Here is a 23,437-nt window from a genome sequence, read left to right as displayed (position 1 = left end):
CGTTGGGCTACCCGCGCCGCGGGCGGGCCAGAGCGGCGTCGATCTCGTCGCGCCGGCGCGCCACGAGAGCCTCGAACGCCTGGTCAGGCAAGTGCCGCTGGTCGGTGAATCTGATGCCGCCCTTGGTGGAATCGAAGCCGTCGAGCCCGGCCACCACGCTAGCGACCACGTCGGCGCTGAAGGGGAAGACGGAATAGCCCTGCCGCGTCGAGACGACGCTGACCAGCGGTCGGCCCCGGTACCGAAGTGCCGCCATCCCGTAGCCCTTGCCCTGCTCCGCTTCCGGCACGACGGTCATTGTCTGCAGGCGGTACCGCTCGAGCACCGAGCGGGCGGGCTCCTCCCGGTCGGCGATGTAGTCAGTCACCTCGCCCATGCCGCCATCGTGACACCTCGGAACCGGGGTCACGCTTCATGAAACATTCGGCGTCCGTCGTAGTTCAGGGAGGACACGAGTCGCCACAAGATCCACAGCACCGGGGTGTTGCCGACCATCTTGTCCAGAAAGTGACAGGTGAAGCTTTCCGGCGACCGCCTGGTCAGGCCTGGGGGTGCTGTGCTCCGGTGGCGTGCAGGGCGCGCAGGCCGCGGATCGCCTCCAGCGCCCGGCCGCCGTCACTGATCTGGACGGCGAGGATGGGCACGTGCTCGTCGTTGATCAGTTCGATGGTGGCCCACGGGACACCTCGCTGGTAGCGCACTGCTCGGACCATCGGCCAGGCAAGGTCGTAGGCGCTGACAAGGTTGCGGATGTGGATGCCGTCGGCGTCGGCGCGCACGCTGATCCGCAGCGGTGTGAGCGCCGCGGCGCCGAGGATCAGGCCGGTGCCGATCAGGCCCCCGGCATCGGTGGCGAACAGTCGGCCACCGGTGGCGGTGGTTTCCGGCAGGGTCAGGCCGGAGACGACGAACGAGATCAGGACCATGGCGGCGAATCCGGCGGTGGCCTGGCGGAGGCGGCGGGGTCGTACGAGCAGGGTGTCGCCCTGCATTGGAGCGGCGGTTCGAAATCTGATCACCTAAGCAGCTTAGGAGATGGTTGCGGGACTGGTGCGGTGCGGTTGCCGGTGCGCCAACGCGCTTGGGCCGCGGCGGTTCGCCGCCGACATGACACATGCTCGTGTCGCTCTGCGCAGCCAGGAGGATCATGCTTTCGCCGTACGGCGCTCCAGCAGCGACGACGGGCCGGCATCGCCGCACCGGACGACCCGGCCGGCATCGTGCCGGGCCGCCGTCGTCTCGGGCTGCTGCGACGACGGCGGCGGCGGCGTCCCTGGGCGGCGTGGCGGTGCTGGCGTCGCTGCTCGGCGCCGCGGAGCAGGCAAGCCCGGCATCCGCGGACGGACGGTCCACGCGAGCAGCGCCGATCAGCCCACTGCCGGCAGCGCCTGTACAGCGAGAGGCACTACCGGCGCAGACGGCTCTGACCGCGATGCCGGTGGCCGACCAGGTTCAGCGGCGGGTCCGGCCGCGGCCGGCAGCCCAGTGGGTTGACCCGATGCCGTCGGGCGCGGTGACCTCGTGCTTCGGGCCGCGGTGGGGACGGCTGCACGCCGGAATCGACCGGGCCGCCCCGCAAGGGACACCGGTCGTGGCCGCCGGGTCCGGCACCGTGGTCACGGCGGGCAGCGTCTACGGCGGGTACGGCGTCTCGGTACTGATCCAGCACTCGGACGGAACCAGCACCCACTATGCGCACCTGGCGGCCGCGACCGTACGCCCGGGTCAGCGGGTCGTGGCGGGCCAGCCGATCGGCGCCGAGGGCTCGACCGGCCGGTCCACCGGACCGCACCTGCATTTCGAGGTCCGCGACGGCGGCTGGGACGACACCGTCGACCCGGCCGCGTGGATGCGCGACCGGGGCGTCGACCTCGGCTGCAGGACATCGACCGCGGGTGTCAGCTGATCGGGAACGTGGCGGTCACCGTGCCCTGGTCGATGTCGGAGGTGCGCAACGTGAACTTGAACTGCCACTGCCCTACCGACGGCAGGGCGATGTCGCCGATGGCGTGGTTGTCGGTGATGCGCAGCAGCGGAATCTCGATGGGCTCGATACCGGCCTCGGGCAGTGCGGCGGTCGCCGTCCACTCGACCACTGGCAGCGGTTTGCCGTCGGGCGCGTAGGCGTACAGGTGCAGGGTGTTGTTGCCGGTCTGGGCCGGGAAGACGGTGACCTGCAACGAGAACGTCCGATGCCGCAAGGTCTGAACCTGTTGGCCGGTCTCCCCGGTCGCCGGGGCGGCGGGCGGCACCCGGGCCGGTGGAGTCTGCACCAGCACGCTGGTGACCGCCAGCACCACGGCGGTGATCACGACCTCGGTGGCGATCAGGCGCCGCAGCGTGCCGGTACCGCCCGTGCGCGATAGGTGCCGGCGGGCGAGCGCGGCCGCGCCCAGTGCCAGAGCAACCAGCGCCAGTTTCGCCAGCAGCAGCCGGCCATAGGTCGAGGTGATCAGGGCGGAGAAGGTGCCGATCTCGATGAGGGCCTGAACGATGCCGGTGAAGGCCAGGGCGGCGACGGCAGCGGCGGCCCAACGTCCCCAGATCGGCAGGATCGCCTGTCGTTCGCTGTCGCTGGCCCGGGGCAGTAGAAGAGCCAGCAGCATGACCAGGCCGCCGAGCCAGACAGCCATGGCCCCGAGGTGCAGGGTGTCGATGATGACCGATACGGTCGGGACGGGGGACGCGGCGGGGTGCCCGCTCAGTGACCAGGTGGCCAGTCCGACCAGGCTGAGGACGGCGAGGACGTCCCGGTGCAGGCGCTGGGAGTCACCCGTGCCGGACAGCAGTGGCCGGGCGAGCACGACGGCGACCGCCACGACGACGAGCCGGATCAGCAGTACTGTCCCGAACTTGGTGCCGATCAGGTCGGCCAGTTCGCCTGGTCCGGCGTCGAGCAGGCCGCCGCCGGTGGTGTAGGGCACCTGCAGCCACAGTCCCGCGAGTGTGCTGGCGGTGATCAAGCCGAAGCCGGTGTACGCGAGACGGGCCGGCCCGGCGCGGGAGAGCCGGTGCGGCCACAGCATCGTCAGCACCAGCACCGCGCCGACGGTCAGCAGCAGGCCCACGTAGCCCGCCCACCGGACGATCGGCAACGCGGTTCGCACCGCGGTCGACGCCTGGGCCGGGGCCTCGTCGTCGGTGGCCGAACGTTGCGAGGGCGCGCCGACGGAGAAGGTGAAGGCTCCGGCGACCGGGTGGCTGTCGGCGGATACGACTCGGTAGCTGACCAGGTAGGTGCCCTGTTTGCCGGCGTCGACGGTGATCGACACCGTGGATCCGGACACCGTCGGCTGCCCTTTGTCGACGCGGGCGTTGTCGGGGTCGAGCACCCTGATCCGGTCGGTGATCGCCTGCACGGACTCGGTGAAGGTCAAGGTCACCGTGGCTGGAGCCTGCGGGAGTACGGCGCCGGACTGCGGGTCACTGCTCGCCAGGGTCGCGTGTGCCTGCGCCGCGGTCGCCGGAGTCAGCAGGGCCAGCAACCATCCGACGGCCAGGGCGGCCAGAATGCGGCGGGTTGCGGTCACGGCCACAGATCCCACAGGCAGGAGGCCAGGATCGGCCACCACCGGCAGGCCGCCGCGAGCGTCGGTGGCAGCACGGGCAAAGCGATCACCGCCGACAGCAGGACGGCGCTCGCGAAGGTGGGCAGCGGCGGTGGGGGGCGCATCAGCCGGTGCATCCGTTCGGCGGTGTGCCCGCCGGTCGCGGCTGTCACGCCGGCCGGTGCCGTGGGGCCTCCACCCGGCGCGGTGGTGGTCATGGCGACCAAGGCCCGGGCCAGGCTCAGCGGAGCATGCCGGCGGGTGGCGACCTCGTCGGCGCGGATCTCCACCAGCCTGCCCACCTGTTCGCGCGCAGTGGCGACGACACGGGAGCGCGGCAACACCAGGGCGGCGATCTGAAGCATGTCGAGCAGCAGTTGGTGGCGGCCGGCGCCGTGGGCGCGTTCGTGGGCCAGTACCGCGGCGACCTCCCGGCCGTCGAGGCAATCCAGCGCTCCGCTGGTGATTACCGTGCACGACGGGCCGGCGACGTAGGCCGCCGGTTGCGGATGCTCGATCACCGTGACATCGAGGTCGGGGCGGCGCCGTCCAGTCAGGCGTACCAGATCACGGTGCCGGCGCCGGGAGTCCACGATCGTGCGGGCCGCACGAGCGGTGCGCAGCAGCACCAGCGCGGTCACGGCAACCGCGCCGGCGGCCAGCAGCCGGACCATCAGCCACACTAGGGGGCCGTGCTCGCCCGCCGCCTGCCAGGGCCACAGAACCTCGGCGACCGCACAGCCGATCGCCGCGGCGCCGGTGATCAGTGCCGCGTACCAGGCGGCGATCCCGAGCCGCGGGGCCCGGTACACCCAACTGGCTGCGGGCAGCCAGTGTGCTGCGGCGGTGAGCACCGTCGCGGCGACCGTCAGCAGCAGGATCGAGATCATGAAGGGTTCTCGCCGGCCTCGTATGTTTGCAGGGCTTCGCGCAGTGCGGCGCTCTGCTGGTCGTCGAGCTGGCGGACGAAGTTCACCAGCGAGCCGGCCGGGTCGCCGCTCTCGGCCATCGCGTCGCGCATCAGCTGGACGCCGTAGTCAGCGCGGGTGGCCTTCGGCCAGTACCGGAAGGCGCGACCGTCGCGTTCGCGGTGCAGCCAGCCCTTCTTGTACAGGTTGTCGACCACGGTCAGCACCGTGTTGTAGGCCAGCGGACGGTCCGGCTGCAGCACCGACCACACCTGGCGGACGCTGGTCGGCCCATCCTGGTCCCACAACGCCTGCATGATCGCCGACTCCAGGTCGCCGAACCCTCGCATGCACACCCCTTTTCGTGTCGCGGCCTCGGCAGAGAGTACCGCCCTCGGGCCCCAACACTTAATCTCCTAAGTTGCTTAGGTACAGTGCGGCGGCCAGCAACTGCGCAGCAGCGGAGGCGCCACAGCCGGTGGTAGCCGCGGTGCTCGCGGGCCTGGTTCTGCTGGCGGAATTTCCGCCGTATGGGTGGTGGTGGACGGCCCCGATCGGTGTGGCGTTGCTGGTCGTCGCCGCGGCCGCGGTCCTCATCTCACGGCGGCGACGCCCAGCGACCCCGTCCCCTGCGATACGAGGAGCACAGTGATGGCACGCAAACGAGCCGCCCGGCCGCTGTCCGTGGGCCGGCCCCGCCCATGGGCGACGATCGCCGCCTTCGCCGTCGTAGGGACGTTCACGGCGGGCATCATCGGCTATGGCGTCTACGCATCCTCGCTCGCCGACCGGCCGTGGACCGACAAGCTCGCCGCGATCGACGGGATCACCGACTACGTGGCGCAGAAGCCCGCTTGGCTCACCCAGCAACACAAACCCGGCAGCCTGCCGTACGAGGTGACGCCGTCGGTAGGCGGCGATCACAACGGCGCCTGGCAGAACTGTTCGGGAACCGTCTACGACGCGCCGATCGCGACCGAACACGCCACCCACAGCCTCGAGCACGGGGCGGTGTGGGTCACCTACCGGCCCGGCCTCGACGCCGGGCAGGTCAGGAAGCTCGCCGACCGGGTTCAGGGCCGCGACTACACGCTGATGAGCCCGCACGACCAGCTGACCAGCAACGTCACCGTGCAGGCCTGGGGCTACCAGCTGGCCGTCGACTCCGCCGACGACGCGCGCATCGACACGTTCATCTCCGCGGCGAGGGTCAAGGCCGGCCCTGAGCAGGGGGCGCCCTGTTCCGGCGGGAACACCGCCACCGGCACCACCCCGCAGCAGGGCGGGCAACAGTGACCGCCGACGACGGCACCGTCCGGTCGCCGCGGCGTGCCGTCCTTGCCGGTCTGCTGGTCCTGCTCCTGATGTCCGCGGCCGGGGCCGGGTTCCTGGCCGGCAACGCCGGGGATCCCGGCGACGACTCCGCCGAGGCGGGCTTCGCTCGGGACATGGCCACCCACCACGCGCAGGCCGTCGAGATGTCGATGCTCGCGGTGCAGCGCAGCGGCCGCGAGGACCTGCGGACCCTGGCGCTGGACATGGGCCTGACCCAGCAGGCGCAGATCGGCATGATGCGGGCCTGGCTCGACACGTGGAACCTCTCCCCCACCTCCACCGCAGCGCCGATGGCCTGGATGAACGACGACACCGGCATGAACCACGAAGACATGACCGCCGAACCCGCCCCTGACGGCGACCGGGCAGCGATGCCGGGCATGGCCACACCGCAGGAGCTGGACGCGCTGCGGCAGCAACAGGGTGCCGCATTCGACAGCTCGTTCGTCGACCTGATGGTGCGCCACCACAACGGCGGTATCCAGATGGTCGACGCGGTTCTCGCCCGCGGCCCCGACCCTCTGGTCCGCGACCTGGCCACGTCGATGAAACGCGGCCAGCAGAGCGAGATCACCGCGCTCGAACAGATCAAGGCCGACCTGGTGGAAACTCCATGACCTCTGCGACCGCTGTACGGGCCGGGCGGCCGCGGCGGCGGTTCGTGGTCGGTGCTGCGGCGATTGTCGGGGCGCTGGCCGTCCTGTTGGGGCCCGCTACCCCCGCGCAGGCTCATGCGGTGATCACGGCGACCAGCCCCGCCCAGGGATCGGTGGTGTCGCAGGCGCCGCGCACGGTGCAGCTGGCCTTCAACGAGCCGGTCCGGGTGATCGCCGGCCGCACCCAGGTGATCGCGCCCGACGGCAAGCGGATCAACGCCGGCGATCCGGTCACCGACGGTCAGCGGCTGACCGTCACGTTGCGCGACCCGGCCCGGCCGCTGGGGACCTATGTGGTCAGCTACCGGATCATCTCGGCCGACAACCACGCCATCGCGGGCGCGTTCACGTTCTCCGTCGGTGCCCCGTCGGCCACCACGGCCGGGATCGGCGAGGTGGAGACCCGCCCGGGTGTGCAGGCCGCCGTCGCGGTCGCGAAGTACGCCGGCTACGCCGGGTTGACGCTGACGGTCGGGCCGTTGCTGGTGCTGCTGGTGTTCCGGCCGCGCCGGTGGTCGTGGCGCGGGCCGCTGCTGCTGGCGTCAGTCGGTGGCGGGGTGCTGGCGGCCGGCACCGTGGCGTCGTTGTGGTTGCAGGTCCCGTACGTCTCCGGCGCTGGTGTCTTCGATGTGTCCGGCACTGAACTGCGGCAAACGATGGTCAGCGGGTACGGGCTGGCGCTGCTCGCCCGGCTGGGCCTGATCGTGGCCGCCTGCGCCGTGGTGGCCTACCTGGTGCGGGCCCGCCGCTCGCGTGCGGCCCGGGTCGGCCTGGCGGTGGTCGGGCTGGTGGCGCTGGTGACGTGGCCGCTGGCCGGGCATCCGATGGCCTCGGCCGTGCCGGCGGTGATGGCCTCCGCCGACGTCGTGCACCTGGCCGGGATGTCGGTCTGGGTCGGCGGCCTGGTCGCGTTGCTCGCGTTCGTGGTGCCCCGCGCGCACGCCCGGCAGCTGCGGCTGATCCTGCCGGTCTGGTCGCGGTGGGCGGCCGTCGCGGTCTACTGGCTGGTCGCCACGGGCGTCGTGCAGGCGCTGGTCCAGACCGGAGCGCTCGGCCAGCTGACCGGCACCGTCTACGGGAGGCTGTTGCTGGTCAAGGTCGGTCTCGTCGTCGCGGTGCTGGCCGCCGCCGCGTACGCCCGCAGGCTGGTCCGTCGGCGTGCCGGTGACTCGGCACGGGCGCTGCGGTTCACGATGACGGCCGAGGCCGGTATCGCCGCGCTGATCCTGGCGGCCAGCTCGCTGTTGACCCAGGCCACGCCGGCGCGCAGCGCCGGGGTGGAGGCCGCTGCTACGGCGACGGCGAAAGGGTTCGTCACCACGCTCAACAGCAACCTGTACGCGGTACAGTTCGAGATCTTCCCGGCGCAGGTCGGCGAGTACAACACCTTCCACGGCTTCGCCTACACCCCGGAAGGCAAACCCCTCGACGTCGCCGAGTGGAAACTGACCGCCGCACTGCCCGCCGCCGGCATCGAACCCATGGACAACCCGGTCGGGCCGCTGCTCGGCAACCAGGGTCTGGGCAACGTCGCGTTCCCAATCCCCGGGCAGTGGACGCTGACGTTGACGGTACGCACCTCCGACATCGACCAGGCCACCGTGACCACGACCGTGCAGGTTCGCTGACCTGGCCACGACAGGGTGAGCGTGTGTCGCGAGTTGAGCCTCACCCACCGAAATCCTAAGCTGCTTAGGTGATCGTGCTCATGAGTTTGACCCGGCAGGGACACCGGCCCGACACGGCGGGAACCAATCCGCCGCCGGCGACTATCCAGGCTGAACCCGCCGTAATCGCGCCGGGTGCTGCCGCTTCACGAACTGAAGGAGACCGGCGCGTGGATGCCATCGGAATCGGCACGGCCCGGCGCATACTGGTCGCCGCCCTGGCCGGAGCGCTCGCGTCGGCTGCCATCGCCGCGCCGGGATGGGCACACGTGGAGGTCGAGGCAGACAAGCCTCAAGCCGGCGCCCGTGATGTGACGCTGACGTTCGTCGGCGAGGCGGAGTCGTCCACCGAGGGCATCATCTCCGAGCGCGTTGTGCTGCCCGAGGGCATCGGTCCCGCCGACGTCCGGCTGAAAAAGGCACCCAAGGAGTGGAAGCTGAGCCCCGGCGCGAACGACGTGACGGTTGCCGGGCCTGCCCTCGATCCGGGCGAGGACGCCGAGTTCTCGATCCTGGTCGCACAGCTGCCCGTCGACAGCACGACGCTGGTGTTCAAGACCGTGGAGACCTACAGCGGCGGTAAGGTCTCGCGCTGGATCGAGGTTCCGGAGGAGGGGCAGCCCGAACCCGACAACCCGGCGCCCGTACTGAAGGTCAAAGCCGCCGCCCCGGGCGCCGCCAGCCCCAGCCCGGTCGTCAGCAGCGCCGCCCCGGAGCCGTCGGCGGTGCCGCAGTCACCGTCCGCGGCACCGGTAGCCACGGCGACAGCACAGCCGGACGAGGCGGCCGAGGAGTCCGGCTCCGGCGTGTGGATCATCGTGGCCGTCGTGGTTCTTGCGGTGCTGGCCGCGGCGGGCCTGCTGGTGGCGCGGCGGCGACGCGGACCCGCTCAGCCGTAGCCGCGGCGGGCACCGGCACCGGCGGCAGGTCACCGACCACCCATCTCCTAAGCTTCATAGGTGATGTTGGGCAGGAAAGAGTCTTCGTTTCCCGTCGTGCTGCGGCACCCGGCACTGCTGGCCGCGGCGGTGATGGTGGCGTTCGGATTACTGGCGCTGCTGCTGCGGTACGGCGGTGGCGCCGGTGGGGAGCCGATCGTCGGCCTGCCGGATCCCGGCCTGACCGCGTGGCTGCTTCCGGCCGCGCGTCTTGGCGGACAGTTGGCGGCAGTGACGACGATAGGCATGCTGCTGGCCGCCGCGGTGTTGTCGCCGCGCAATGAGGGCCGGTTGTCGGCGGTGGCGTACCGGAGGATCCGGGTGGCGCGCTGGTCGGCACTGGTGTGGTCGTTGTGCTGCGGCGCGACGGTGTGCCTCACGCTGTCGGACATCGTGGGCCTGCCGGTGTCACAGATCGTGTCGGCGCGGGCACTGGCGAACTTCGTCACGTCGGTGCCGCTGGGGCAGGCGATGGCCGTGACCGGGCTGCTGGCTCTGGCAGCCGGGGTCACCTGTTTCGTGACGGTGTCGGTCGGCGGAACCGTCACAGCGCTGTGTATCGCGGTCGGGGCGCTGGTGCCCGCGTTGTTCACCGGGCATGCGGCGGCGGGCGGCAATCATCAGGTGGCGATCTCCGCGCTGGTGCTGCATGTGGTGCCGGTCGTGGTGTGGGCCGGTGGCCTGCTGGCGCTGCTACTGACGCCTCGGACTAGGGGCACCGTGCTGGCGGTGGCGGTGCGCCGGTTCTCGGTGATCGCGACCTGGTGTCTGGCGGCGGTCGCGGTGTCGGGGCTGGTGTCGGCTGCGGTGCGGATCCCGCAGCTCGGGCTGTGGTGGGGTACGCCGTACGGGCAGATCGCGCTGGTCAAGGCGCAGTTGCTGGTGGCGCTGGCGGTGCTGGGGTGGATGCAGCGGCGGGCTGCGATACCGGCGCTGCGGGCCGGTGATCGGCGCCGGTTCGCGCTGGTCGCGGCTGGTGAGGTGCTGGTGTTCGCGGCCGCGATGGGCGCTGCGGCGGCACTGTCGCGCACTCCCCCGGCGGTGATCAGCGACGAGTCGGACGAGACGCCCGCGCAGGCGCTGCTCGGCTTTGCGATGCCAGAGCCGATCAGTTTCGCCCGGGTGGCCGGCGACTGGCTGCCCGAGCCGCTGTATCTGAGTGCGGCGCTGGTGGCCACCGGCCTCTATCTCGCGGGGGTCGTACGGTTGCGGCGGCGGGGTGACGCGTGGCCCGTACACCGGATCGTGGTCCTGCTCGCCGGCTGTGGGCTGCTGATCGTGGCCACGAGCAGCGGTATCGCCCGATACGCGCCGGTGCTGTTCAGCGTGCACATGGGCCAGCACCTGGTCCTAAACATGGTCGTGCCGATCCTGCTGGTGCTCGCCGCGCCGGTCACCCTCGCCCTGCGGGCGTTGCGCCCGGCCGGCGATCCAGCGTGGCCGGGCCCGCGTGAATGGTTGCAGGCGTTGCTGCACTCCCGGGCGCTCGGGCTGCTGTCGCATCCGCTGGTGGCGCTGGCGCTGTATGCCGGCAGCCTGTACGTCATGTACTTCAGCGGTCTGTACGAGCTGGCGCTGCGCTCACATGCCGCGCACCTGGCGATGGTCGGGCATTTCCTGCTCACCGGCTACCTGTTCTTCTCCGCCGTGATCGGTGTCGACCCGTCACCACGGCGCACGCCGTACCCGCTGCGAATGGTGCTGGTGTTCGCGGCGATGGTGCTGCACGCGTTCCTCGGCGTGGCCCTAATGCTGTCGAACACACCCCTGGCTGCGGAATGGTTCGCGTCGCTGGACCGGCCGTGGGGTCCGAGCCCGCTAGCGGATCTGCGGCTCGGCGGCGGCATGGCCTGGTCGTTCGGCGAGGTGCCGATGGCGATCGTGCTGGCCGCGCTGCTGCGGCAGTGGATGACCGCCGACGAACGCGAGGCCCGCCGCCGGGACCGGGTAGCCGACCGGGCCGAAGCACAGGGACAGGAGGATGCCGAACTCGCCGCCTACAACGCGATGCTCGCTGGCCTTGCCGCCCGGGACCGTGAACACCGGTAGGCCCGGCCCTTTCAATACAGGGATTGCTGAACTATCATCGCCCCGGACACATAGTGTTGTGCGCATATGAGCATGGGTTGGGGCTGCGCCCCGCATCATCAGGCAGGGTTGAGAGAGGGCAGGTCATGGGACACGGACACAGTCACCACGGCGGTACGGTCACGGCCACCGGGCGGCATCGCGGTGTACTGACCGCCGCACTGGGAATCTCCGTGACGGTCTTTCTGGTCCAGGTGGTCGGCGCCGTGATCACCGGCAGCCTCGCGCTGCTCGCCGACGCCGGCCACGTGCTCGCCGACGCGGGCGGGGTCGCCCTGGCCCTCGGCGCGACACTACTGGCCGCCCGCCCCGCGACCGGGCGGCGCACGTTCGGCTGGGCACGGGCCGAGATCCTCGCCGCCGCCATCAACGGGCTCGTACTGGCCGGCATGGGCGTCTACATCTTCGTCGAAGGCATCCGCCGGCTGATCGAACCCGCCCCGGTCGAACCGGGTGGGATGGCGGTCTTCGGTGTCATAGGCCTGGTGGGGAACCTGATCGGCGTCGCCCTGCTCTACCGTGCCCGCGAGGCCAGCCTCAACATGCGTGGCGCCTTCCTCGAGGTCGCCACCGACACCGTCACCTCGGTCGGGGTGCTGGTGGCCGCCGCAGTCATCGCGATGACCGGCTTCACTCGCGCCGACGCGATCGTCTCGATCCTGATCGGCCTGATCATCGCCCCGCGGGCGGTCAAGTTGCTGCGGGAGGCCGTCAACATCCTGCTCGAGGCCGCGCCTGCCGACGTCGATCTCGACAAGATCCGTCAGCACATCACCGAGCTTGACCACATCGTCGATGTCCACGACCTGCACGTCTACACCGTCACCTCGGGCCTGCCGGTACTGACCGCCCACGTCGTCGTCGACGACTCGTGCTTCCACGACGGCCACGCCCCGCAACTGCTCGACAGGCTGCAGACCTGCCTGGCCGGGCACTTCGACGTCGAGCACTCCACGTTTCAGCTCGAACTCGCCGGGCACGCCGACCACGAGCACGCCACCCACAGCTGACTCAGAGGTGTGGGGGGGCGGGCCCGCCCCCCCCCCCCCGGGCCCCGCCCCCCCCCCCCCCCCCCCCCCCCCCCCCGGGGGGGGGGGGGGCGGCGGGGCCGCCCGCCCACGAGGGGATCATCAGCCGATGTCCTCAAAGTACGTGGCACCGCCCTCGGACTCCTTGCTCAACGGTCGAGCACTACTCTCGGACGGCCGGGCCAGCGACTGCCACAGCCTGAACGAATACGTCACCGCCTCGGGTGAGGCCTGCCTTCGTCCTGGTGCGGGACTTTCGGCCCTGACGGAGGTGCCCGTAACCGGAAGATATTAGGCCGTAAGGGTGGCGCCGCCGCGTGGCTCCTGTGTCCTCACCCCACCGGAGTACAGGATATCCGCTGTACCGGACAAGCTGTGATTTTGGAGGATGCATCCCCTATGAGTGGTCGTGTGGTATCGATCCGAGCCGCGCTATCGGTCCTTATCGTCGCCGTGCTGCTGGCCGGCGGCGTGGGCGCTGTCGCCGCGTTGCAGCTGACCCAGCAGCCGGACCATCGATACGACGACGCCTCGGTAGAGGCGGGATTCGTCCGCGACATGTCGACGCACCACTCCCAGGCCGTCGAACTCGGGCTACTCGCCTACGCCCAAGCACCGCGCGCCGAAATCGGCATTGTCGGCCGCGACATCGCCATGACCCAGCACGGGCAGGTCGGCATCATGCAGGCCTGGCTCCGCGAGTGGAAGCTGATGCCTACCGGCGACCAACCCGCGATGTCCTGGATGGGACACACCGGCAACACCTCCGGCGGGCTGATGCCGGGCATGGCCAGCAATGAAGAGCTGACGAAACTACGGGCCGCCACCGGCCGCGACTTCGAGATCCAGTGGGCACAGTTGATGCTGCGCCACCACCTCGGCGGCATCGACATGGCCAAAGCAGTGCTGGACCTCAGCGACGATGAGGACGTGCGCTGGCTGGCGCAGATCATGTTGAACGGCCAGCAAACCGAGATCGCCACGCTGCAGGAGATGATTGACCGCAACGGCGCCAAACCGCTGTAACGGCAGTCCGGGTCGGCCAGCTCGTCAGCCGGATCGGCCGCAGCCGGGTCAACCGCTCTGCCGAGCCGAACGGGAGGTGCCCGCCCTGCGGGTCACCTCTACCAAAGCGGCGAACAATCACCAGATCACGGGCTCCGTAGCCAGTCGCGCGGCGCCAGGGAGAAGGACATCCACCCGACCCTCTTTATCATCACCCATTCGAGCTATCATCGCAGTATGGCGATGAAAGAGGATGGGTGTGTGACCGCGGCCGCGGCGGCGGGGATGACGCCAGCGGTGGCCTTATTCCGCTCACTGGCCGATGAGACCCGACTGCGGATCGTGCAACGCCTCGCCGCGGGCGAGGCCCGCGTCGTCGACCTGACCGGCGAGCTCGGCCTGGCGCAGTCCACGGTTTCCAAGCATCTGGCCTGTCTGCGCGACTGCGGGCTGGTCGACTACCGCGTCGAAGGCCGGCAGTCCTTCTATGCCCTGACCCGCACCGAACTGCTGGACCTGCTGGCCGCCGCCGAGGGCGTGCTCGCGGCGACCGGTGCCGCCGTGGTGCTCTGCCCGGCCTACGGACCCGGCGAACCCGCTACCGCGGTCGAGGTGGTGACCCGGTGAACAGCCCACTCGACCTGACCGTGTCGCCGCAACGACGTGCGCAGCTGAATCGCCGCAGCCTGTACCTGGCCTACGCGACCGCCGGGTACAACCTCGTCGAAGGCATCGTCGCGATCGCCGCCGGTGCGGCGGCATCCTCCACCGCGCTGCTCGGTTTCGGCCTGGACTCCTTCGTCGAGGTGTCCAGTGCGCTGGTGGTGATCTGGCAGTTCCGCTCCCGGATCCCCGAGGCCCGCGAACAACTCGCGCTGCGCCTGATCGCCGTTTCCTTCTTCGCCCTGGCAGCCTGGGTCACCGTCGACGCCGCCCGCTCACTGCTCAACGCGGAACAGGCCGACACCTCCGTGGTCGGCATCGCCATCGCCGCGACCTCGGTCGTGGTGATGCCGCTGCTGGTCTGGGCGAAACGGCGCACCGGCCGCGAACTCGGCTCAGCGACCGTGGTCGCCGACTCCATGCAAACCATGCTCTGCACCTACCTGTCCGCGATCGTGCTGGCCGGGCTGCTACTCAACGCCACCCTCGGCTGGTGGTGGGCCGACCCCGCCGCCGCCCTGGTGATCGCCGCCGTCGCCGTCCGCGAAGGCGTCGAAGCGTGGCGCGGCGAACAGTGCGACGACTGCGCATTGCCTGCACCCGCCGACAGCGCCACCGACAGTTGCGGATGCGGCCCGGGTTGCACCGGCGCGTGCTGTACCGGCACGGACCAGGCCGGCCGATGAACCCCACCACGAATGCCGTCGTCGGGCTGACCGTCCATCTGCTCGGCTGAGCTGGGAACCACCCCGATTCCGGCAGTCGTCCCTTACCGCGCACGCAGGTCGTCGCGGTGCTCACCCATCGCGGTGGATAGTGCGGCCAGGAAGCGGCGCACGACGTCGAGTTCCGGCTCGGTGAAGTCGTCCAGAACCGCTTCGGTACGGCGGGCGATCGGGCCGAAGAAGCCGCGGGCAACCGCAACGGCGGGCGCGGCCTGCCGCAACAGAACCTTGCGGCGATCGTCGGCGTCGCGGCCCCGGTACACATGCCCGGCGGCCTCGAGGCGATCGATCAGGCCGGTGATCGATCCGGACGAGAAGTTCAGCGCCTCCCGCAATTCGCCCGGCGTGACCGGCTGCCCGGATCGCTCCCCCGCCACGATCAGCATGAGCGCCTGCAGGTCAGCGGCGCCGAGACCATGCCGGGCGGCGAAGGTGCCGCCGATCTGCTGGACATGCCCGGCGTACCGGTGCAACTCCGTGATGATCTCGCCGTTGAGCTGCGCTCGCGGGGTGTCGCCGTCGGTCACGCCAGCAACTATAGAGGCCACCCGTTAGGTATCTCGTTTGCAGAGATACTCGTCTGCCATGATGTCCCGCATGCATCGGATCATCTGGATCCTTACCGGGCGCGTCACCGCCTGGCTCGCCATCGCCGCCGCACTCGCCGTCACCGGCGTACTCACCGGCCTGGGCGGCACCGCACAGCAGAGCGACGTTGTGCAGGCCCTCCCACCGAACGCCGAGTCAACGCATGCCGCGGACCTACAGAAACGCCTGCCCAGCGGCCGCCTCAATCCCGCTCTGGTCATCTACGCCCGCGACGACGCCGCACTCACCGAGAGCGACAAAAACAAGTTCAAGAACGACGCGATCGAGTACGCCCAAAGCGCACTCGCCGGCCGGGTAAGCCCTCCGGTGTTCGCCGACAACGGGCAGGCCGCCCTGGTCGCGGTGCCTCTCGACGCCGCCATGCCGGTCGAGGACCTACAGAACACTGTGGAGAAATTGCGCGCTGTCGCCGGCCACGAGCTGCCGGACGGGCTGACCGCCCAGGTCACCGGCGGCGCCGGATTCACCGCCGACATCGCCGCCTCGTTCTCCGGCGCCGACACCACCCTGCTGCTGGCCACCGTCGCGGTCGTCACCGCGCTGCTGCTGATCACCTATCGCAGCCCGTGGCTGTGGATCGTCCCGCTCGCCGTGGTCGGCGCCGCCGACGGGGCCACCAACGCGACCCTCGCCCTGCTCAGCCGGACCGCCAACCTGCCACTGGACTCCACCACGACCGGCATCGTCGACGTACTCGTCTTCGGCGCCGGCACCGACTACGCCCTACTCTTGATCGCCCGCTACCGCGAGGAACTACGCCAGAACGAGGACCGCCGCGCGGCACTGCGCAACGCCGTCCACACCGCGGGACCAGCGATCGCCGCGAGCGCCCTGACCGTGTGCCTGGGCCTGCTCGCGCTTCTCGCGGCGCCGCTGACCTTCACCCGTACGATCGGCATCGCCGGAGCCCTCGGCGTCGCCATCGCCGCGGTCTTCGCGCTCACCGCACTGCCCGCCGCCCTGGCCGTCTGCGGCCGCCGCCTGTTCTGGCCCTTCACACCAAAGCCCGGACAGCCCAACAGCACCACAACCGGGGTGTGGGCCCGCCTCGGCACCCTGGTCAGCCGCCACCCGCGCCGGATCCTCGCGTTCTCGCTCGCCCTGCTCGCCGTGCTGACCGCCGGGCTCGCCGACGCGTCGATCGGGCTCAGCCGCACCGAGCAGTTCCGGGTACAGGCACAGTCCCTCGACGGTTTCGCCACCCTGCAACGGCACTTCCCGGCCGGCGCCGCCGACCCGACCATCATCATCACCCGCCAGAGCACCCAACAGCAGGTGCTGGCCGCGATCGTCGGCACACCCGGGGTCGTAAGCGCTCATCCCACTGAACAGGCCGACGGGCTCACCGCAATCGACGTCGTCCTGCGCGACGCCCCCGACACCACCGGCAGCTACGACACCATCCGCGCGCTACGCGCCGCCGTCCACGCGATCCCCAGCGCCGAAGCCGCCGTCGGCGGCACCGTGGCCGCCAACCTGGACAAACGCACCGCCTCTACCGACGCCCTCAGCACCGTGGTCCCGCTGGTACTGGCCGTGGTGCTGCTCGTGCTGATCCTGCTACTGCGCTCGCTGGTCGCGCCGATCGTACTGATGCTGACCGTCGTAGCCACCTACTTCGCCGCGCTCGGCGCCGCAACCTTCCTCTTCGTCCACGTACTCGGCTACCCCGGCCTCGACAACGAGGTCCCGCTGCTTTCGTTCATCTTCCTCGTCGCCCTCGGCATCGACTACAACATCTTCCTCGCCACCCGCGCCCGCGAAGAAGCCCACGCCCTCGGCACCCGAGACGGTATGCGCACCGCCCTGGCCGCCACCGGCGGCGTCATCACCAGCGCCGGGATCCTGCTCGCCGCCGTCTTCGCCGTCCTCGGCGTCCTGCCCCTGGTCACCCTCACCGAACTCGGCATCATCGTCGGCATCGGCGTCCTACTCGACACCCTGCTCGTCCGGACCCTGCTCGTCCCCGCCATCGCCATGCTCCTCGGCGACACCTTCTGGTATCCCGGCAAACCACACCGCGCCGCCCCGGCGAATCGGCATTTCAGGCAACCCTCAATTCGGTAGCCTTCACGCCCGCAAGTCTCGACTGCTCCAGTCAGCTGTTGACAAGATCCCGAAGGCCCGCCGGGTCGCCTGCGGCCACGTAGCGGAAGCTTTGCGGAGGTTGGAACGGTGCCTGCTCGCGAAGGTGCCGCAGCGGCAGCGGCTCATTGAGGCGGTTGACCGCCGTTACGTGAAGTAGATGGGCGTTGGCCGCACCATCGAGGTAGCTGTCGTATTCCTCGCGGTCGAGGCCGAACTCGTCGTGAAAGCGCTGCCAGCCATCGTCGGGCGGGCAGACGGTAACGCTGCCGAGCCGGGCCGTACCGACAACCGCCATCTGCGGAGAACTGGCGTAGAGGATGATCGGCGTTCCCGGTGAGGCGTTCACCGGCCGGCGGCGGATCTCGATGGTCTTCGTGCCGGCCAGAATGGCGGCGGCGAAACGGGGACGTAGGGAGAGCAGCAGTGTCCGCTGGGCAGTCATCAGGCTCGACCTTCCTGGTAAAGGGCAGCGAACATGGCCGCGGGGATGCGGGTGGGTTGCTGTGGCGCATTGGCCGGTCCGCCGTGTTCGATAGCAAGGCGTCGGATGGCGGAGCGCGGGATCGGGCGGGGGAAGATCTCGGTGTTGGTGAATCGCAGTGCCTGTGCGACACCGTCACGGGCTGCTTGGCGCACGGTGTTGCGGTCCCAGACGCCGAGGTGCTGGAAGCGGTCGTAGAGTTCGTCGACCGGCGCGGTGACGACCGCATCGAGTTGAGAGCAGGCGATGATCGCCGCCGGCTGCTGGGTGGTGTGGCCGCCTTCGCTCATGTACCAGAGCAGCCGTGCAGGTGCTTGCGGTCTGATGCCACCCGGACTGCGGTAGTAGACGTGCTCTCGGCTGAGGCCCAGGGCGTCGTGACGGGGCAGGAAGCTTGCCGGGACGCCGAGCAACTGTGTCGAGTAGGGCTGCTGGATAGGGATCATGTACGTCGGCAGCTCACTGTCGACAATCTTGGCCGGCCACCAGATCCGTTCAAGCTCGGCGGCAACGACGGTGGGCATACCAGATCTTAACGGGACGGGTTCGAGTATTCCGGCCACCCTGGCGGCTGAAATCGCCGCCCGCTCTACGTCGGATGCCGGACCGACGAAGTCGATGACGTAGCAGGAAAGTCCGCCGTCGACCTCCTGGAAGCCGTCATTCGCCGCAGCAAGCCGGGCTTGGGGCGAAAGATGCTGATCCGCAATCTGGACCACGGCAAGGCCGCTCTGGCGTGCTTGCTGGCGTAACCGGAACAACAACTGTCGAGCGAGCGTGTCCGCCAGCGGCCGGTTCGCCACCCGCAACAACGGCACCCGCAACACTCCCGCCGCGCCCAGGGTCGCGTACGCCGCAACAAGCTCTCCGGTCGGCTGATAGATGCCGAGCCGCTGCGCGCCACTGAGGGCAAGGCTGTCCAGCGCGCTCTGCAGGTCACGGGGACGTTCTTTCGTGGCCTGGCTGCGCAACGTCTCGATGGCCTGGTTCTCACCTCTGCGCAGGCGCTGCTCGACATAGCCGGTGTCCTGAAGGCTGGCGGGCCGGTACGCCTCTGCATGCGCCAGCTCGTCGATGTGGACCACGACATCAGCGGGTCGCATGATGCGCAGCCCGTACCGTTCGGCAACGCTCCCGTAGATCCGGGTCAGCTCCCGGTCATTGGTCACAAGAACATTCAGCCCGGCACCTATCGCCTCAGCGACATGCCGAAGATCGAGCCAATCTCCCCAGTCCTTCGGATCCTGAGGGTCGAGCGGCCGGGTGTGCTGCCGCAATTCGTCGACAACTCGACGACGTAGGCCGGGATCGGAGCGCACCGCCGGAAACCTCTGCGCCCGATCAGTGCACCGAGTCCGCAGATCACTGTCCATGCGATCGATCTCGGTGTTCAACGCCGCCGTCCGGACAATCTCCAGCAGGCCCACAAGGTGCGGCGCGAGGAGCGCATACGACTCGTCAGCATTGGTCCGACCATCTTCGGTCAAGTCGCGCAGCACGTTCATATCGATGGCCGCGCGTACCAGAACGGTCTCGGCATCCGCAGACAACAGATTGGGATGGCCATGATCACGCCACCAGTCGATCAACGGTTCCTTCGACGCACTGCGGCCGGGACGTTCGCCACGCTGGGCGAAGTCGAGACGTATCCACATCTCACCGAGACGGTAGTCGCGCCGGCAACGCGCCGAAATCCCGAGATGATCGTGGTGACGTTGGCTGATCTCCTCAACAAGCAGCCGCGCAATACCCTTGCCGCGCCATGCCGGATCCACACACAGGTGACTGAGCCGCACACGACGGCGAGCCAGCGCATACAGTGCATAACCAACCACGAGATCACCGCAGTAGGCCAGTAACAGCGTGCCTTTGTCGGCCGCACTGTCATAGGCCGAGAACGGCATGTGACCGAGCGTCGAACGAGCCGCATCCCCGAGCCGGATCGCCGCGCCGATGGCTTCGCGATCCCGCGAGTCAGGCCTTCCCAATCTGATCGATTCCGGAATCTCGGTGCCCTGCTTCGCCGACATGTACGCAGTTTGCAGGATCCACTGTGCTCAGTGAAAGCCATTCGGTCCGCCGAGTTCCTCCCCGCACCACCGCCACCGGCAACCACCAACACTCGAGCCATCCGGCGCAGCGTGTGATCCGTGCAGGATGCCGCGACAAAGCCAAACCCCTGCCGCAGCATCCCGCTTGGCCGGCTCTACCCTGCTTCCTCCTCTGACAGCGCCAGCGGATGCGGTTCACCGGTCAGCCCGGCCAGCGCCGTAGCGACCTCCTGCAGGGTCGCTTTGACGTAGCGGGCGGTGGTACCGGTGTCGTTCGGTGATTCGGCGTGGCCGGCGTAGGCGAGGGCGACGCCGTAGCCGTAGACCCGTTCGACCCAGGTCAGGGTGGTATGGCGCAGCCAGTGCGCCGACACACCCTGCGTCACCACCCACGGCAGGTCCCGGCCGATCCGCGTGAACAGGCCGTCGTAGCGGCGACGCCCGACCGGGCCACCGGTCAGATACCGCAACAGCTGTTCGTCCGGCGGTGCCCCGCGCTGGTGGACGTGGTGCAGTAGGAAGGTCATCAGGGTCGGTGAGACCGGCTGGCGCCGGAACGTGCCGCCCTTCTCCCGCAACATCACCAGGCACTGCTGGACGTCCAAGTCCATCGGCCGTACCCGCAGCAGGCCGCCACGTCGGCAGGCGGTCTCGATATGGAACCGGACGATCAACGCGTCCAGCTCCGGATCCCGGCCCCCTGTGGCGGCTGCTGCCACGAGTTCGCCGAGCCGTTCATCCGGCAGGGCGATGCGCTGCGACGTCGGACGGCGGGGCTTGGCGACCTTCTTCGCCGGATCATCAGCATCCGCGATCAGCCGGTCCGCGACCGCCCGCCGATACACGCACCGCAACGCGGTGATCAGATGCTCACCGGCACCGGTGCCGCCCCGGAAGTTGCGACGCTGCACCGCGTCGGCCTGGACCTGGCGCATCAGCGTCTCGACCTCGGTCGGCGTGATGTCGTCCAAACGCCGGTCGGCCCACCTGTCGACAACCTTGCGCAGGTAGTTGCCGTAGGTTCGCGCCGCGCCGGCGCCGATGGCGGCCAGGACCACGGGCACGTACTCGCCGAACGTCGGCACGTGCGGCCGCACCCCCGGGGTGTGCAGCAGATCCTGCGCGGTGATGCCCATCTGATCCAGCAGCATCCGCGCCGCCTCGAGCACCTCGGGCTTGACCCGGCTCGTGGTCACCGTTCACCGCCCAGCACCGCCGTGTGCACGGCCGCGGACCAACGATCCAACTGAACCAGCGGGTGCACCACCAGCAGGCCGGGATCCGGAATCGCCGCCAGCAGCACCCGCTCTTTGACACCGATCCCGACCGCGCGGCGCATGCTCGACGGCAGCCGCAGGCAATGCCGCCCGCACACCCCTTGCCCGCCGGCATCGTCAGCATTGATCACGATCACCTTGTGCGCGACCGTGAACGACACCCGCAAACCGGCCTCCCAACCGAGCGTGGCCATGGCTCGGGTATCGGAGATCCGGCCTTTACTGTCGACGGCGCACATACCGAACACGACATCCCGCCGCGGAGGCGGAGGAGCTTCGGGAAGCGGCAGCGGTTTGCGGCTCACCCGGGCCCGCCGGACCGACTCCCTGCGGTGGCCTTCCCGGTCTTCGGTGTTCATCCGCGGCACCAGCGCCGGCAGCGGCACGCCCCTCACCACGACGACCACCCGCCCGAGTGACTGCGCAACCGCGACCGCAGGACTACAGTCAGTGGCAGGAGCACTGCTCCGACAACTACAAAACCGGGGACTTCACCAGCCCGGCAGGCGGCAGATCCACTCGAGGGATACAGGCGAAAAGCCTGAACTCCGGGTGGCAGCGATGCCGTAACCAGGTGTTCAGGCGCACTCGTTGACCAGTTGTCCGAATGTGTGCAGAATGCCGCACGAGGGTGGAAAAGTCCCCCCTCGGACACAAACCGATGGCCAACGGTGTGGTGCGATCGCAAGATCAGCCCGCACCGTTTTGGTTTCCGGCAGGTAGGTCATCCGCAGACCCAAATCGCGGTATATGTCGATTTTATCCTCCGGGGCGGCCGTCTTGAGGACGGCAACCATACCTCCGAGTTCCTCGATCATGGCGGTGACCTCCTCAACGGTCAGGCGATAGGCGCTCCCGTCGGCGGCCCCGGTCCTCTCCAAACGCTGACGCGACAGTGCGATTTGACGGTCGGCCTGCGTCTCGGCGATCCATCCGGCGACCACGGCCGGGTCCGCGCCCGCATCCAGCGCCTCCCGGTAACGGGCGAGTTTGGCGTCGAGTTCGGCGATGGTCGGCCCACTCGGCGAGGCCGGCGCCACAACGGGCATGCCGATGGCGGCTTGCTCCAGGATCTTCGTGACGGTGTGGCGGCGCTGGAGTTCTCCGAACTCTTGGCTCAGCCAGGTGTCCAGCGGGGTGACCAGGATGTCCTCTCGCAGCAGGACGGTACGAGGGTGGTCGACCTTGTTCGTCAAGGCGTACTCCTGCGGGTACCTACAGCGGTAGTAGGCGATCCCGTTGGCGCGACTGCCCTGCATCCTCCGGTTGCATACCCCGCAGTTGACCAGGCCCTTGAACACGTAAGGGTGGTGTGAGCGGTACACCCGCTGGGGAGCGGTGGAGGTACGTCCTCGCTTGGCGATCAACTGCTGCACGTGCTCGAAAGCCTCTGCTGTCACGAGTGGCTCGTGTACCGGCTTGTCCGAGATGATCCACCGCTCGCGGCCATTCCATTTCGTGACGGCGGTATATCCGAGCGCGACGTCATCAACGTCCAGAAGCACCTCGTCGGTGCGCTGCCTGTTCCAGACCTGGTGCCCGGTGTAGCGCGGATTGTTGAGGATGACACGGATGGCGCTCTTCGCCCATGCCAGCCCATCGCGGTGCTTGTTCCGCGCACGGTCGTATGCCGATGGGCACGGAATGCCGTCTCGATTGAGCCTCTCGCCGATGGCGTGCAGGCCGTATCCGTCTAGATACATGGCGAAGATCCGCTGCACCACGGGAGCCGTCTGCGGGTCGGGGATGAGGCCGTGCAGTCGTTTTCCCGCGGCGGCCTTCGCCGGGTTCGGGTGGGGTCCGAGGTCTCCTAGCATGTATCCGTAGGGCGGTCGTCCCCCGAGGTAGCGGCCTTCGAGTTTGGTTTGAGATTTCATGGAGGTGCGGACGCGGACTTTGATCCGGTTGCGTTCGCCCTTGCACATACCGCCGAAGACCGACATGACCATCTCGTGGCCCTCGTTGTCGGGATCAATGCGGCCGCCCACCTCGGGCACCCACAGTTGGACGCCGTAGTGGGTGAACAGCGGCATGGTCAGGCCGTACTGATTGCCGTAGAAGGCGCGGTGCGGCTCGCCGATGACGACGGCGTCGAAGCCGCGGGCAGGGTCCTTCAGCGCGGCCAGGAGTTGGCTGGCTTCGGGCCGGCGCTGCCACGGCAGTGCGCGGCTCTGCCCGATGTCGAAGAACTGGGCGATGATCAGGCCACCGTGCGGTGCGATGAGGGTCCGGGCCCGTGAGAGCTGCCATTGCAGGGAGGACTCCGGGTCCTGGTTGTCTTCCGTCGAGACTCGCCCGTAGAAGGCGAACGATAGCTTCGGGGCGACGGCATTTGCAGTGGCGAGGTCGGCTTCCAAGCGTGCGTGGTCT

Annotated in this window: 22 protein-coding genes; 11 read left to right on the top strand and 11 right to left on the bottom strand. The window is 69.3% G+C overall.

The window, feature by feature from the left end; translation table 11 throughout:
• Positions 1–7: 7 nt before the first annotated feature.
• Entirely contained in the window at positions 8–376 is a 369-nt protein-coding gene (locus J5X75_RS03480; RefSeq protein WP_208465798.1) for an iron chaperone, read from the bottom strand.
• 163 nt (positions 377–539) lie between these two features.
• Positions 540–1,019: a PH domain-containing protein gene (locus J5X75_RS03475; protein WP_208465796.1), complete on the bottom strand. Its 480-nt coding sequence runs from the start codon at positions 1,017–1,019 to the stop codon at positions 540–542.
• A 479-nt stretch (positions 1,020–1,498) separates the two neighbouring features.
• Between J5X75_RS03475 and J5X75_RS43890 the strand changes: the two genes are divergently transcribed.
• Entirely contained in the window at positions 1,499–1,906 is a 408-nt protein-coding gene (locus J5X75_RS43890; protein WP_238487283.1) for a M23 family metallopeptidase, read from the top strand.
• Here J5X75_RS43890 and J5X75_RS03465 read toward each other — a convergent pair.
• The 3 genes from J5X75_RS03465 to J5X75_RS03455 are packed head-to-tail and all read right to left on the bottom strand — an operon-like array spanning position 1,899 to position 4,806.
• The gene (locus tag J5X75_RS03465; RefSeq protein ID WP_307797907.1) at positions 1,899–3,530 is read right to left on the bottom strand and encodes a copper resistance CopC/CopD family protein; all 1,632 of its coding nucleotides are present in this window, start codon (positions 3,528–3,530) and stop codon (positions 1,899–1,901) included. The genes J5X75_RS43890 and J5X75_RS03465 overlap by 8 nt on opposite strands.
• Positions 3,527–4,438 (bottom strand): M56 family metallopeptidase, encoded by a 912-nt coding sequence (locus J5X75_RS03460; protein WP_208465790.1) that lies wholly within the window; start codon positions 4,436–4,438, stop codon positions 3,527–3,529. The genes J5X75_RS03465 and J5X75_RS03460 overlap by 4 nt, the downstream gene beginning before the upstream one ends.
• Positions 4,435–4,806, bottom strand: coding sequence for a BlaI/MecI/CopY family transcriptional regulator (locus J5X75_RS03455; protein WP_208465788.1), 372 nt, complete (start codon positions 4,804–4,806; stop codon positions 4,435–4,437). Before J5X75_RS03455 ends, J5X75_RS03460 begins: the two co-directional genes overlap by 4 nt.
• A 301-nt stretch (positions 4,807–5,107) precedes the next feature.
• On the opposite strand from J5X75_RS03455, the gene J5X75_RS03450 reads away from it, so the two are divergent.
• From J5X75_RS03450 to J5X75_RS03410, 9 genes are all read left to right on the top strand, one after another.
• Complete coding sequence (locus J5X75_RS03450) at positions 5,108–5,752, top strand: thioredoxin-like domain-containing protein (RefSeq protein WP_208465787.1); 645 nt, start codon at positions 5,108–5,110, stop codon at positions 5,750–5,752.
• Positions 5,749–6,408, top strand: coding sequence for a DUF305 domain-containing protein (locus J5X75_RS03445; protein ID WP_307797906.1), 660 nt, complete (start codon positions 5,749–5,751; stop codon positions 6,406–6,408). The genes J5X75_RS03450 and J5X75_RS03445 overlap by 4 nt, the downstream gene beginning before the upstream one ends.
• Positions 6,405–8,075, top strand: a complete 1,671-nt coding sequence (locus J5X75_RS03440; RefSeq protein ID WP_208465786.1) for a copper resistance CopC/CopD family protein — start codon at positions 6,405–6,407, stop codon at positions 8,073–8,075. Before J5X75_RS03445 ends, J5X75_RS03440 begins: the two co-directional genes overlap by 4 nt.
• Before the next feature lie 68 nt (positions 8,076–8,143).
• Positions 8,144–9,013 (top strand): DUF1775 domain-containing protein, encoded by an 870-nt coding sequence (locus tag J5X75_RS03435; RefSeq protein ID WP_208465785.1) that lies wholly within the window; start codon positions 8,144–8,146, stop codon positions 9,011–9,013.
• A 63-nt stretch (positions 9,014–9,076) separates the two neighbouring features.
• Entirely contained in the window at positions 9,077–11,101 is a 2,025-nt protein-coding gene (locus J5X75_RS03430) for a bifunctional copper resistance protein CopD/cytochrome c oxidase assembly protein (protein WP_208465784.1), read from the top strand.
• A 125-nt stretch (positions 11,102–11,226) separates the two neighbouring features.
• Positions 11,227–12,150 carry a cation diffusion facilitator family transporter gene (locus J5X75_RS03425; RefSeq protein ID WP_208465783.1) on the top strand — a complete coding sequence of 308 codons (924 nt, stop codon included), beginning with the start codon at positions 11,227–11,229 and terminating at the stop codon, positions 12,148–12,150.
• Positions 12,151–12,567: 417 nt separating this feature from the next.
• Positions 12,568–13,194 carry a DUF305 domain-containing protein gene (locus J5X75_RS03420; RefSeq protein WP_208465782.1) on the top strand — a complete coding sequence of 209 codons (627 nt, stop codon included), beginning with the start codon at positions 12,568–12,570 and terminating at the stop codon, positions 13,192–13,194.
• A 216-nt stretch (positions 13,195–13,410) separates the two neighbouring features.
• Positions 13,411–13,800 (top strand): ArsR/SmtB family transcription factor, encoded by a 390-nt coding sequence (locus tag J5X75_RS03415; RefSeq protein ID WP_238487282.1) that lies wholly within the window; start codon positions 13,411–13,413, stop codon positions 13,798–13,800.
• Positions 13,797–14,522 carry a cation efflux transmembrane domain-containing protein gene (locus J5X75_RS03410; protein WP_208465781.1) on the top strand — a complete coding sequence of 242 codons (726 nt, stop codon included), beginning with the start codon at positions 13,797–13,799 and terminating at the stop codon, positions 14,520–14,522. The genes J5X75_RS03415 and J5X75_RS03410 overlap by 4 nt, the downstream gene beginning before the upstream one ends.
• Positions 14,523–14,605: 83 nt before the next feature.
• Here the strand turns inward: J5X75_RS03410 and J5X75_RS03405 are convergent, their stop codons facing one another.
• Positions 14,606–15,088, bottom strand: a complete 483-nt coding sequence (locus J5X75_RS03405) for a MarR family winged helix-turn-helix transcriptional regulator (RefSeq protein ID WP_208465780.1) — start codon at positions 15,086–15,088, stop codon at positions 14,606–14,608.
• A 70-nt stretch (positions 15,089–15,158) separates the two neighbouring features.
• Here J5X75_RS03405 and J5X75_RS03400 point away from each other — a divergent pair, with 70 nt between their 5' ends.
• Complete coding sequence (locus J5X75_RS03400; protein WP_208465779.1) at positions 15,159–17,237, top strand: MMPL family transporter; 2,079 nt, start codon at positions 15,159–15,161, stop codon at positions 17,235–17,237.
• Between the two features lie 31 nt (positions 17,238–17,268).
• On the opposite strand, the gene J5X75_RS03395 is transcribed toward J5X75_RS03400, so the two are convergent.
• The 5 genes from J5X75_RS03395 to J5X75_RS03375 form a co-directional block, all read right to left on the bottom strand.
• On the bottom strand, positions 17,269–17,700 hold the full coding sequence (locus tag J5X75_RS03395) for an ASCH domain-containing protein (protein WP_208465777.1): 432 nt from the start codon (positions 17,698–17,700) through the stop codon (positions 17,269–17,271).
• A complete protein-coding gene (locus tag J5X75_RS03390) occupies positions 17,700–19,769 on the bottom strand; it encodes a GNAT family N-acetyltransferase (protein WP_208465776.1) in 2,070 nt (689 codons plus the stop codon). Before J5X75_RS03390 ends, J5X75_RS03395 begins: the two co-directional genes overlap by 1 nt.
• A gap of 176 nt (positions 19,770–19,945) precedes the next feature.
• Entirely contained in the window at positions 19,946–20,986 is a 1,041-nt protein-coding gene (locus J5X75_RS03385; protein ID WP_307797905.1) for a tyrosine-type recombinase/integrase, read from the bottom strand.
• Complete coding sequence (locus J5X75_RS03380; protein ID WP_208465774.1) at positions 20,983–21,474, bottom strand: hypothetical protein; 492 nt, start codon at positions 21,472–21,474, stop codon at positions 20,983–20,985. Before J5X75_RS03380 ends, J5X75_RS03385 begins: the two co-directional genes overlap by 4 nt.
• Positions 21,475–21,645: 171 nt before the next feature.
• Positions 21,646–23,424: a recombinase family protein gene (locus J5X75_RS03375; protein WP_208465773.1), complete on the bottom strand. Its 1,779-nt coding sequence runs from the start codon at positions 23,422–23,424 to the stop codon at positions 21,646–21,648.
• Positions 23,425–23,437 lie beyond the last annotated feature (13 nt).

Origin of the sequence: Actinoplanes flavus (assembly GCF_017592555.1) — a bacterium.
Taxonomy (GTDB): Bacteria; Actinomycetota; Actinomycetes; order Mycobacteriales; family Micromonosporaceae; genus Actinoplanes; species Actinoplanes flavus.
Note: the sequence above shows the minus strand (reverse complement) of the source record. Positions and strands in the feature narration are given on the sequence as shown.